Source organism: Mucilaginibacter dorajii, assembly GCF_024808255.1.
Classification (GTDB): domain Bacteria; phylum Bacteroidota; class Bacteroidia; order Sphingobacteriales; family Sphingobacteriaceae; genus Mucilaginibacter; species Mucilaginibacter dorajii.
Window position 1 is genome coordinate 217,052 of record NZ_JANTYS010000010.1, and the last position, 13,154, is coordinate 230,205.

The 13,154-nt window shown below is 45.4% G+C and carries 6 protein-coding genes; all 6 read right to left on the bottom strand.

Annotation, left to right across the window (positions count from 1 at the left end; translation table 11 throughout):
* Nucleotides 1-70: 70 nt before the first annotated feature.
* A complete protein-coding gene (locus tag FHS10_RS15780; protein WP_259092170.1) occupies nt 71-2,044 on the bottom strand; it encodes an alpha-L-arabinofuranosidase family protein in 1,974 nt (657 codons plus the stop codon).
* Nucleotides 2,045-2,354: 310 nt separating this feature from the next.
* Complete coding sequence (locus tag FHS10_RS15785) at nt 2,355-3,839, bottom strand: arabinan endo-1,5-alpha-L-arabinosidase (RefSeq protein WP_259092171.1); 1,485 nt, start codon at nt 3,837-3,839, stop codon at nt 2,355-2,357.
* A 226-nt stretch (nt 3,840-4,065) separates the two neighbouring features.
* Nucleotides 4,066-5,622, bottom strand: a complete 1,557-nt coding sequence (locus tag FHS10_RS15790) for a RagB/SusD family nutrient uptake outer membrane protein (RefSeq protein WP_259092173.1) — start codon at nt 5,620-5,622, stop codon at nt 4,066-4,068.
* A gap of 31 nt (nt 5,623-5,653) precedes the next feature.
* A complete protein-coding gene (locus tag FHS10_RS15795) occupies nt 5,654-8,998 on the bottom strand; it encodes a TonB-dependent receptor (protein WP_259092174.1) in 3,345 nt (1,114 codons plus the stop codon).
* Between the two features lie 156 nt (nt 8,999-9,154).
* Nucleotides 9,155-10,249: a FecR family protein gene (locus FHS10_RS15800; protein WP_259092176.1), complete on the bottom strand. Its 1,095-nt coding sequence runs from the start codon at nt 10,247-10,249 to the stop codon at nt 9,155-9,157.
* Nucleotides 10,250-10,523: 274 nt separating this feature from the next.
* Nucleotides 10,524-12,908, bottom strand: coding sequence for an ABC transporter permease (locus FHS10_RS15805; protein WP_259092178.1), 2,385 nt, complete (start codon nt 12,906-12,908; stop codon nt 10,524-10,526).
* Between the last annotated feature and the right edge of the window lie 246 nt (nt 12,909-13,154).

A 13,154-nucleotide genomic window follows, 5' to 3' on the forward strand; every position in this document is an offset into this window, starting at 1 on the left:
ACATAGCTTTATATTGCCATTTTCCTTTTCAGGTCAACGGATTTCACCATCCGTAATGGCATAATTTTTCTTATTTATTCTTCAACCTAATCACCTGCACGGTATAAGCCTCAATAGTAGTATTAACCAATTTACCGTTAACCGCCATGGTACTTTCAACCGGGCTGATGGTTTTAGGATTTTCCAGCGAGTTTTCGGTATCGCCTCTATCACTATGCAGGGTAATTACATTTGCTTTTTTCTGGTAAGCGCCACCGTTAATTTTAAAGCTTACCGGTTGGGCTGTTGCGCCGGTATTTACAAACTTGATGATCAGTTCATTAGTATTTTTATCCAGGCTGGCGGTGGCAAAGCAGCCCTCCTGCCCGGCAACAGATTCGTTATTGAGGGTGAGTGGTACTACATCCGTCCCCTTGTTTAATGAAAATAATTGCTGCACATAATAGCTTGGAGTACCGTAGCTTTTCAGATTATCAAACCATATCAGATCCGGGGTCCATTGCCAGCCGTCAACATGGGCAAACAACGGGGCGTATGAAGCCATGTTCACTACATCGGCATTACGCTCCAGGCCGGTCATGAAGGCGGCTTCGGCCAGGGCGCATTCCCAGTTATTTTTATTAAGCGGGCTACCGGTTTGCACGCTTTGCGCGGCGTATTCACCGGCGAAGATCTTTGGCCCCTTACGATCGTAATTATCATAACGGCGTGCATTATCACGGAACCATTTTGGCGATGCATAATAATGCTCGTCCAAAATATCAGCACCCAGGCTGCGGAAGGTTTTGTTGAGCAGATCAAACTCCGGTCCTTTAGGGAACGGGCCTAATGCCGATACAATCTTAACATCGGGATATTTGGCTTTGATGGCTTTGGTGAAAATCTTCCACCTGTCAATATATTGCGGTCCCCATTGCTCATTACCTACACCAATCATTTTAAGGTTAAACGGCGCGGGGTGACCAAGATCGGTACGCAGCTTACCCCATTGGGTGCTGGCATCGCCGTTGGCAAATTCTATCAGGTCGAGCGCGTCCTGTAAATAGGGATCGAGCTTATCCAATGGTACCATTTCGCTGGTATTGAACTCGCAGGCCATACCGCAATTCAAGATCGGCAGTGGCGAAGCGCCAATATCTTCGGCAGTCATAAAATATTCCATAAAACCCAACCCGAAAGTCTGGTAATAATCGGGGGCGGGGCGATGCGCGAACTCAGTGTTCCAGCGGTTGATGATGTTGGTGCGTTTGTCAATATCGCCAATACTTTTTTTCCATTGATAACGGGTATTCAATTCTCGGCCCTCCACAATACAGCCACCCGGGAAACGCAGGAAGCCAGGTTTAATATCGGCCAGTTTCTGTACCAGATCGGCACGTAAGCCACCGGGACGATTTTTCCAGGTATGCTCCGGAAACATCGAGATCATATCCAAATCAATAACGCCTTTACCACTTAGCCAAACAAAAACCTTTGCTTTTTTTGCAGTGGCCGATGAACTGAATTTTACGCTGTAGCGGTTCCATTCTTTATCAGTTGGGCTAAGCTCGGCTTTGCCTATAATGGCATCGTTATCACCGTGTAACTCTATATTCAGCTTTACGTTGCCGTCGTTTTGGCGGGCCATTACCGAAAAGCTATAGGTCTCGCCTTCTTTAATGCCTGTTCCACCACGGAAACCCTCATTCTCTAAACCAAAAGATCCGGTTTCTGATGTTACATAAGCCTTGATAAAGTGCGCGTTTTCGGGACGCTCGGTAGCACGGTTAATAACCTCTAACCGGCCATCGCCGCCATCCTTTTTTTGCTCATCCCAACCCATCAAAGGCATGTTAAACTCAAACGAGCGGTTTTTTATCAGTTCGGCGTAAACACCGCCATCGGCTGCCTGGTTAATATCTTCAAAAAAGATCCCGTACATGGTTTTCTGTATGGGCGTTTTTATTTTATCGGCCTGTATGGTATAAACCTTTGGCGTTTGCGCCTGTACCGATAACAGCACACCGGCGCTGCAAATTGTCAAAAAAGCTTTCCTGATCATCATTGGTTAAATTGGAAGCTAAATCTATAAATAATTATTTAATAAGTGTTGATTTAACAATCATTATTTTTTGAAATAAAAATGTCATTTCGAAACGAGGTACGAGTGAGAAATCTTATACGCTGTTCTGCCGCGCGCTTATCGCTCGTATAGGATTTCTCCTCTCGCCCCGCTTTTCCCTGCGCCTGCTCGTTCGAAATGACATTTTTTATAAAGATTGCACGTAAAATCGTACAACTCTCGCTTTTTGTCCTTGCTCCTTTGTCTAAAAGTCCTTGCTCCAAAAGTCTCATAGTCCAAAAGTCCCAAAAACCTACTTCTTCTTTCCCCAAACAGCGGTACCTGTGTTATCCAGGCCGGTAAAAATGAGGGTTGATGTTATTTTGTTTTCCCAATCACGCTCACGTTCTACCTTTAGTTTGTAGGTATCACCGGTACTGTATTTTAGGGTGATGTATGACGATGTATACGTCCAGGTATCGGTTGCGCTGCCGTTGATGGTACCGGCGGCATCCAGCTTGAAGCTTGTGGAAACCTGGAAATCGGGATTGGTTTGCTCCGTTCCATAGCCTGGTACAATGTGATAGCCTAAGGAAATCTTTTCATAAGTACCTGCTATATCTGTGCTTGCAATAGCCGTTTGGGCAACATTGGCATATCTTTCCGGCGATACTATCGGCCAGCCGTCTGGTGTCCATGATATTTTGCGTACGTGCAAATCCATAAAGTAGGAGTTGATTCCCGGCCTGCCCTGGTGCGCCATAAAATACTGGCCGCTGCCATCATCAAACACGGCGCAATGCCCTGTTCCCTGCCAGCCGCTTTGGTTGCTGAACTGGTAAGGCGCTAAGATCATCGGCCCATGGTCTTCATTGGTATTGATGTCATGACCGTTATAATCATAAAACGGACCGGTCGGGCTATCGCCCCTGCCAACCCTTACGTTGTATTTGGTTTGCAGCCAATCATAACTGATAAACAGGAAATATTTTTTCAGGTCGGGGTTATAAATTACCTCGGCACCTTCAATATTGCCGTTGTATTTACCGCCTGTAAAACCACGGTTAGCAATGCGCTTTCCTTTATCGCCTGGCGATGCCGCCAAACCTGTAGCCGCGTCCAGCTTTAAAATATAAATACCATCCCAGGCCGAACCGTAATACATATACTGCTCGCCAGTGGTAGTGGTAATTACTGTTGGGTCGATAGCGTTGGTTTGTATCGTGGCATCGTTGGCCGATGTTACCACCAAACCCTTTTCTGTCCATGGCCCATCCGGCGAGCTGGCCGTAGCCATACCAATAACGCTCAACCTGGCAACTGCCGATGATAAGGAATAATAAAGCCGGTACTCCGATCCTACCTTCATTACATATGGCGCCCAAAGCGCGTTGAATGGTGTGCCGCCTTTACCGGTAATATAAGCGGAGCCCTGCGCCGGTAAGGACGAAAATACCCAACCCACATACTCCCACTGCACCAGGTCTTTCGACCGGCGGATTTGCAATCCCGACCGTACATCTATCCCAAAACCAACATCTGTACTGTAGCAATAATAATAATCGCCAAACTTTTTGATGGATGGATCATGCACGTTGTACACCGTCCATTTGGGATAATAGATAAATGCCGAAATATCAGCATAGGTATCACTAATACTATTGATATCAAACGCGGTAGTTACCGGCGTTGTGGTAGTAGTATCCGTTTTAGCAGGTGTTGGCGTTTCCTTTTTTGAGCAGGAAAACAGTATGGTTGCCAGTGCGGCTATCCAAAAAAAGCGGGCTTTCGTCGTCATATTCATCCTCATTTAATTTTTGTCATTTCGAACGATAGAGAGAAATCTTATGCGCCTTGCTTGCGGACTTTGCATGTCCGCTTGTCGCTCGTACAGGATTTTTCGCTGCGCTCAAGAGATAGTTTCTCTTTCGCCCCACCGTTCAATCCCTCTCGCTCTATCGAAATGACATTTTTATAAAAATATTCAAAAGCCCTCCCCTTCAGGGGAGGGTTGGGTGGGGCTCCTAATACCCCGGATTTTGTACCAAACCAACATTGGTTTGTACCTCGGTAAGCGGTATTGGTAAATACTCTTTACCGGTGGTATAAGTGTTAAATTCGGGATCACGGGATTTTAGCCAGGCCAGCTTGGTGGCATCCTGTAACCAGCCCCAGCGACGGATATCGTCAAAACGGTGACCCTCTAAAGAAAACTCCAGGAAACGCTCATGCCCAATCTGTTCGCGCATATCGGCCTGGCTCATGTTTGGTTTTACGGTGGCCAGGTTGGGTAAACCAACACGGTTACGCACTATTTGGATATATTGGTAAGCATCGGAGGTTTGGCCCAGCTCATTCAAACACTCGGCGTACATCATCAATACATCAGCGTAACGCATCAACCTTTCGTTAATGCCCGAGCGCCAGTCGTACTCATCAGCCTGGCCGCTATCACCATTTTCGTACTTATGGCAAAACACCGCATTTAATGACGAGCTGCCCGCATACCGGGTAGCAAAATCCTGGTTGTATAGCTTTTCGCCGGGTTTGTTGTAATACATGGTTACATCTAAACGCGGATCTACAGCGCCTGTAGTAGTTTTTTCCTGCAGATACTCATTGTAGAGTACCGGTGTTGGCTGCACATCGCCAAAACCAAAACTTGGTGCGCCAAAAGTTATAGCGCGGGCAGATGTACGGCCCCATCCTGACGATGGATCGCCACCCCAGCCCAGGTCTGTACCGCCGGCATCCCTTGAAAACTGAACCTCGAATATCGATTCGGCGTTGTTTTCATTATTGGCGAAAAAGTTATCGTAATAATTAGGCACCAGGCTGTAAATACCCAAATCCATCACCGTTTTAAACTGCGCGGCGGCTTCGGTATACTTTTTGGTGAACAGGTAAGTTTTACCCAAAAATGCGGCGGCGGCCCCTTTGGTAGCACGGCCCACCTGCCCATCCGGCGATAAGCCGCTGTAGGTTGTTGGCAGCATATCTTCGGCGGCTTTAAAATCGCTGATCACCTGGGCCCAAACTACATCCTGGGTTTGTTGTTTTTGAAAATAATCGGCACTTGACGCTGCAGGTACCAAAGGCATAGGCACGTTTTTATAAAAATCGGCCAGGTGAAAATAGTACAGGGCTCGTAAAAAATAGGCCTGGCCCAATACCCTTTTCTTCAGATCGGCATCCATGTTAATGGCAGGTACATATTTCAATACTTCGTTGGCACGTAAAATACCCTGGTAGTAAGCGGTCCATGAAAAAAGTACACCATCACCGTTACTTTGCATGTTAAACTTACCCATGTTATAAATCTGATCCCAGGGGCTGTAGCTTGTAGCATCATCGCCCCGGGTGTTCTCCACAATTGGCGAAAAACGCATGTAGGAACCATCAATAATTAAGCTGCCGTATACGGCGTTAATACCTTTTACCGCATCACTGGCATTTTGCCAAAAGGTTTGGCTTGTTTGCGCGTTGGGGTTTACCGTGGTTAGGTCGCCCTTTTTACAGCCCATGGCAAATACAGCAACCAACATCACCGTAAATACCGCTTTTGTATATATCGTTTTCATTATAAATAATGTTAAAATCGTTAATCAATTATTAAAGCCCTACCTGCAAGCCAACCAGTAAAGTGCGCGGGTTAGGGAACGAACCAAAATCAAAACCGCGGTTAATGGTACCATCGTTAATAAAATCAGGGTCGAAACCTTTGTATTTGGTGATGGTGTACAGGTTTTGGCCAGACAGGTAAATCCTGAAGCTTCTGAAAACATGCGTGCGGTTCAACAAACTGGCCGGTATGGTATAGCCCAGCTGCGCGGTTTGCAAACGCGCGTATGACGCGCTTTGGATAAACCTATCCGAGTTGCGGTTATTCGCGTTAGGGTCGCCAATAATTGGGCGGGGAACGTTGGTATTGGTATTAGTTGGTGTCCAAAAATTCAGCTCATCGGTGCTGGCATTGGTATATTGGCCGGTCATTAAAGCCTGGTATACACCATTGGCTATTTTGCTGCCGTAGTTACCTTGTATAAATATAGATGCATCAATGTTTTTATAATTGGCGCTAAAGTTAAACCCATAATATAATTTAGGAATGGCCGAGCCTAAGTAAACCCTATCGGCATCATTAATAACCCCATCTTTATTGGTATCCACAAATTTAACATCGCCGGGGGCAGCGCCGGTTTGGGTGGCATGGGCCGCAACATCGGCAGCATCTTTAAAAATACCTTCGGTTTTAAAGGCGTAAAGTTCGCCTACTTCGCCACCTACAGCGGTTTTGCTGTATGCGCCGTAAATAGGGTTGCCACCGTTACCTAAGGATAACACTTTGTTTTTAACGGTTGAAGCGTTTGCGCTGATCTGATAATTAAACGGACCGCTGTCCTTGCTGCGATAGGTTACCGTAAATTCGATGCCTTTATTGGTAAATGACGCGGCGTTAACCAGCGGAATATTGATAGCACCTACCGAAACCGGGATTGGTACCGGCAACAGGATGCCCACAATTTTGTTTACATAATACTCTGATGAAAAACCCAGCTTATCCTGAAACAAGCTTAGATCTAAGCCAACATTGGTGGTGCGTTTTTGCTCCCATTTATTGGTTTGATCAAACACCTGGGTTTGGGTAGCACCCGATGCCAGGGTATTGCCAAATACATAGCTGGCGTTGGCGTTTACCACGGCCTGGTACGGATAAAATGCCAACGCGTTTACGTTACCCAACGTACCGTAACCCGCTTTTAACTTTAACTGCGTAATAGCATCTGGCAAGTGCAGGAATTTCTCTTTGGCTATATTCCAGCCTACAGATACACCGGCAAAATTACCGTAGCGATTGTCAACCGGCAGTTGCGATGTACCATCGCGCCTATAGTTTGCGGTTAACAGGTAACGGTCATCATAATTATAGTTTACCCTGCCGAATATCGGCGAATAAAACTTACGTTCATTACTGTTGCCAAATACCGTTTTATCGGCAGTGTTGCTCACGTTATCAAACGAAAACAGGTATGGCTGCGGCAGGTTATAGGCTATGCCGGTAAGGTTATCGTTTTTATCTTTCTGATAAGCTGTACCTGCCAATAATTCCACATTGTGTTTGTTTACATGGAATTTATAGCTCAATGTATTTTCAACCAGGGCGGTGTAGTAATTGCCGCGCGCATCGCTGTAATAGGCAGATGTGTTTGGATAAAACCAGCCGAGGTCATAAATCGGGTCGAAATAAGTGTTCTTAAAATCATTACGGTCATAGCTTGCGCTCAAGCGGTATTTTAGATTTTTGATGATCTCTACCTCCATCCAGGCCGATGCCACCATACGGTTACGCTGCCCGGTGCTGTTCAACAAATTATTTACACCGATGATGTTCAGCGAGATAGCCCTTTGCGTGTTTTGATCAACACCACCGTAACCGCCAACACGGTTAGCATCATAAATTGGCATGGTTGGAATAGCGGTAACCAAATCAACTATCTGGTTGCCGGTGCCGTGTAAGTGCGGATAGGCCAGGTTATTATAATCACCCTCGGTATAGGCAAACTTGGTACCGAACGACACGATACCCTTTTTCCCCTGAATATTGCCGCTCAGATTATAACGGGTGTATGACGGACCAGAAACCGTTGTACCTGTTTGGTTATAATAATCAAGCGCCACATTATAGCTCATGTTATCATTACCACCAGATAAGCCCAGGTCATGACTTTGGGTATAACCGGTTTTGAAAGCCGATTTTTGCCAGTCGGTATTTACGTTGCTGATAAATTTGGCCGATGTTGGATCGTTACCCGGCGCCAAAGATAAACCGGCATTGGTTTCGGCTGCGTCGGCAATTTTCTGGTAACCTACCCTATCGGTAACCGATAACGTTTTAGGATTTTTCTGGAAACCCGCATAGCCGTTGTAGTTAATTTTCATGGCACCGTTTTTCCCTTTTTTGGTAGTAATAATAATTACACCGTTAGCACCACGGAAACCGTAAATAGCACCTGCCGATGCGTCCTTGATCACCTGCATGCTTTCAATATCTGTCGACGGGAAATCAAATGGCTCCATAGTTGGCACCCCATCAATAATATAAAGCGGGTTGTTATTAATTAAGGAACTCACACCACGAATGCGGATAGATACACCTTCGCCCGGTACGCCCGATCCGTTAACCTGTACACCGGCTACCTGGCCCTGCAAAGCTCTCGCAATATCGGGCGTGGCGCGTTTGTTGGCATCTTTCATGTTCACCACGGTAACAGAGCCGGTAAGGTTTTCCTTTTTTTGCGTACCGTAGCCCACCACAATAACCTCATTTAAGGAGTTTGAAGCAGCTTTTAGCTGAACGTTAAGTGATGTATTACCGTTCAGGGGTACCTCCTGTGTGGCAAAGCCTATAAACGAAAATACAAGCACCACATTACTGGCATTGGCATCGGAGATGTTCAAAATATATCGCCCTTGTACGTCAGTTTGGGCAGCTACATTGGTTCCCTTTACCCTAACGGTTACTCCCGGCATAGGCAGGTCGGTTTCATCAGTAACTCTACCTACCACGGATAATACGGATACCGTGCCCCCTTTTTCGGAAAGGATCACCAGGTTGTTATCACTTAGCTTATACGTTAGGTTGGTATTGGCCAACAAAGCCGACATGGCCTGGTCAAGCGAGGCGTTGGTAACGTTGAGACTGGCCAGCATGGCATTTTTTGCCAGCACATCATCGTTATACAAAAAGCGATAGTCAGACTTTTTTTCAATTTCTTTGAATGCTTTTTTAAGGCTTACATTCTCAAAATTTACGTTGATTATACTCTGTCCATATCCTTTTGCAAAAGACTGCAACGATGATACAATCACCAGGGCAAGGATAAATTTACACATAAAAAAGATCTTCAAAAATTGATTCAACCGCGCCTGGTTAACGTGGTGTGCATTTTTTTTCATAATTTAGCATTAAGGTTGTTTAACTATTTGGTTTACAAAAGGCTGGTAGTTAACTGTTACCACGTACAACGGGGGGATGCTGGAACATTCTCCCGTTTTTTGGTTTTAGTTTAGATATTTATCTAAGCATAGGCTGTTTAATTAATTTTTAAATGGTTAATAAACTAAAATTTGATTGTTATCGGTTTTATAATGGAAATAGGTTGTGGCTTGCAGTGCTTTTAGGGCCTTACCGATAGATTCTTTTTGAAACCTGCCGGTAAATCTTAATTTTTTTAATTCTTCGTTTTGAAAGCTGATGGTAACGCTGTAACGGCGCTCCAGCTTTTTGGCCAGGCTTTCAAAATCCTCGGCGTCAAAGGCCAGCTTATTTTCAATCCATAGCGCTTCTGATGGTAAAGTATCCTTTTTAGCCAGGTGAATGCGGCTTAGTGCCATTAAAGGGGTCTCCTCTTTTATGCCACTTTGCGGGGTTAACACCGCCTCCCGGGCACCGGGTAGCGGCTCGTTGTTAATGGTTACCTTATCGTCGGCGTTCAGGATGATCTTCTTTTCGGGCGTTTTTAAAACGGTAAGTTCAATACGGCCACGGATTAGCGAGGTTTCTGATGTACGGTCGCTGTTATAAGCCCTCACATTAAATTTGGTACCCAGTACTTTAATACTGATGGTTGGCGTGGTTACTATAAAAGGGTGCTGCGCATCTTTCACCACATCAAACAAAGCCTCGCCCAAAAGCGACACATTGCGCTGCTCTGTACCGTAATCGGCGGCATACACCAGTTTGCTGCCCGCGTTTAGCCATACCCTGGTGCCATCGGGCAATTGAATTTTACTGATGCCGTTTTGCGGGGCTACAATCTCGTTAGGCTTATTGTTATTGGTAACACTTTTTTTATTGATCAGCACAAAAACCAAAGCGAAACAGGCCGCTACCACCACGGAGATAATTTTAAGAAAGCGGATGATCCCTTGTTTGGGTTTAGCAGTTTCCGCGTTTTCTGCCGGGGCAGGCTCTTCTACAACAATCGTATCGGCAGCGTCGAGCTTGCTTTCAAAGGCGCTCCATTTATCTTCTAATTTGTTGATGGTTTTAGGTTGATGTTCGGCTTTCCAGATCTCTTCTAACATATCAATCGGATACTGGTCTGTCGCACCTTGTTGCAGCAGTTCTTCAAGTTCAAGCAATTCTTCGGCAGTAGCCTCACCACTTAACTTTTTACCAATAAGTATCCAAATGTTGTTGATCATTATTTAAGCCTCTATTGGTAAAGACTGTAAATAATTAAAACACCCTGGTGAACAATGAAAAATATTTTTTGGCCGGGTGAAGGGATATAAGTGCAGACATAACTCCGGCTAATTGTGAAGGGAAAATAACAAGGTGGCGAAAGACTTACGATTTTTTTTAAATTTCGTAAGTCCGGAATCTACAACACATCATGGGCAGCCTGTCGAAGCCCTCGGGCAACCGCCTCTACCCGCGATCCAGACCGACCAGCCTACTCACTTAAAAACATCATCTTTACTCGCTTCGCAAACTTCTCACCGGGTTGGCAAGCGCTGCTTTAATGCTCTGGTAGCTTACCGTAAGCATGGTGATTGCAAGCGCACCGGCAGCTGTTAGCCCAAACAACCAAACAGAAAGCCCTACATGATAGCTGTAATGTTCCAGCCAGCCATGCATTATAAAAGCTGCAACCGGGGCAGCAATGAGCAGGGCAATAACAATAAGTACCAAAAAATCGCGGCACAGGAGCAGCCACAGGTTAAGTACCGATGCGCCCAACACCTTACGCACGCCAATCTCTTTGCTACGTTGTTCGGCCATAAATACCGCCATACCAAATAGACCAAGACAACTGATCAGGATAGCCAGGCCTGTAAACAAGCTGGCCAGCGTTCCTATCTTTTGTTCCATTGCAAATTTTTTCTGGTATTCCTGGTCGGCAAATTTGAAATCGAAAGGCTCCTCCGGAACGTGATTTTTCCAAACGTTGGCAACACTTTTGAGAGCAGCCGGCAGATCTTGCTTCGGATTTAAACGGATATTCAGGAAGTTGCCCGCATCTTTATTGATGAAAAAGATGCTCTGTTTAACCGGTTCGTAAGGTGATTGCATCACCAGGTTTCTTACCACCCCAACTACCTGGTATTTTCTCCCCCACCAATCAATGGTTTGGCCGACAGGCTTTTTTAAATTCATATAACTAACCGCCGCTTCGTTAAGAATAACTGCCGAAGAATCGGAGGCAAAAGCAGCCGAAAAATCCCTGCCCTGGCTCAATGTCCAGCCTACAGTTTTCCCATACTGCATACTGGCACCCACCATCGCAAACTCATCATTCAAATTAGGGTCCTTACCACTCCATTTCAATCCCCCTACCGTATTGTAGATGTTGGTAGTCGGGCTTCCAGATTCGGCAACGTCTATAACCGCTCCGCTGTTGAGCATGTCGTTGCGAAAGGCCGCGAAATGGCTGTGAATTGCCGGCGAGTACATTTCCATAGCAAGTAGCCCGGCCCGGTTATAACCTACTTCGCGCTCCTGCGAGTAGCGCACCTGGCGGAAGATGACCAATGTGCCAATAATCAGCACTATAGAAACGCAAAACTGCACCACAACCAATACCTGGCGCGGCATTGCAGCCATTTTACCGGCACGAAATGTGCCTTTTAAAACTTTCGCCGGCTTAAAGCCTGAAAGATATAAGGCAGGATAGCTTCCCGCCAAAATACCTGTAAAAAAGCTGAACACACATCCGGTTAACCAAAATACCGGGCTTTGCCATAAAATAATAAGCGATTTATCAGCAACGTGATTGAAGTGAGGCAAAGCAAATTCAACCAGCACAAGCGAAAGACCAAAAGACAATAAAGCCAGCAAAACCGACTCCGTATAAAATTGCAGAATCAGCTGGCCGCGCAATGAACCAACCGCTTTACGCACGCCAACCTCACGTGCACGTTTTTCGCTACGCGCAGTGCTTAGGTTCATAAAATTGATACAGGCCAAAAGCAATACAAATATGCCGATGATCCCAAAAAGCCATACATAGGTGATGGCGCCCCCTGTGTTCAGCCCATTTTTAAACTCGGCATACAGGTGCCATTTGCTCATGGGGTGCAAAAAGATAACCGGTTTAAGTTTAGCACTTTCCGCATCCACGTTCCTGAGCTTGGCTTCCTTGATCAATGCCGATACATTGTCCATATCCGCACCATCCTGCAACTGCACATAAAGGGTATAAGAATTATTACCCCAATCACCGCCTGATTTAACCAGGTTTGGGTCGGCTATTTTGTATAAATCCCATGCTGCAATAAAGGCCAGGTTGCTAAACGTGGTATTTGAAGGCAGATCATGAAAAACGCCACCAACCTTAACGGTCATTTTGTTATCGAGCCTGAGTATTTTACCTGTTGCATCAACATTGCCAAAAAGAGCCTTAGCGCTTGTTTCTGTCAGTAAAACAGATGATGGATCCTTTAAAGCAGCCCTTGTACCACTGATCATTTGCAAAGTGAGCATATCGGGAATTTCGGCCTGCATATAACTCCCGTTCATCGTTAAATGCTTATCGCCGATGCTTAGGATGTGCTGCCAGGTGCCCGAGGCCAGCACAACATATTTAAAATTACTGCCATAAGTTGTACGCAACGTATTTGCTAAAGGTAGGGGTTCCATATCCCCGGTACTTGTAACCCCGTTGTTAGTGCGGCTTTGCATCACTTTTGCAACCTGGTTATAATGCTGATGATAATGATCAAAAGACAATTCATCACCAATCCATAAACCAATGATGAGCGCAACGGCCATGCCGAGGCTTAATCCACCAATATTGATAATAGCGGTAGATTGATTGCGCAGTAAATTGCGCCAGGCAGTTTTAAGGTAATTACGGAACATACTATATTTTTTTGCTGTACTTTCCTTCAAGCAAAATAATGCCAACATTAAAAAACACTGATATACAATGAATTAACAAAGTACCAGTAGATAGCTATGTTCGTTTTCGTTACAGCAACCGTGCGGTTTTAATCGAGATGAAACAGCATATTGACCCGTCCGGAAATAGCTATACAGATTTGTGAGTAAATCCTGTAAATACTATACAAGGTATTCTGTTAGTCCTAAGATGAACTATACAGGTCT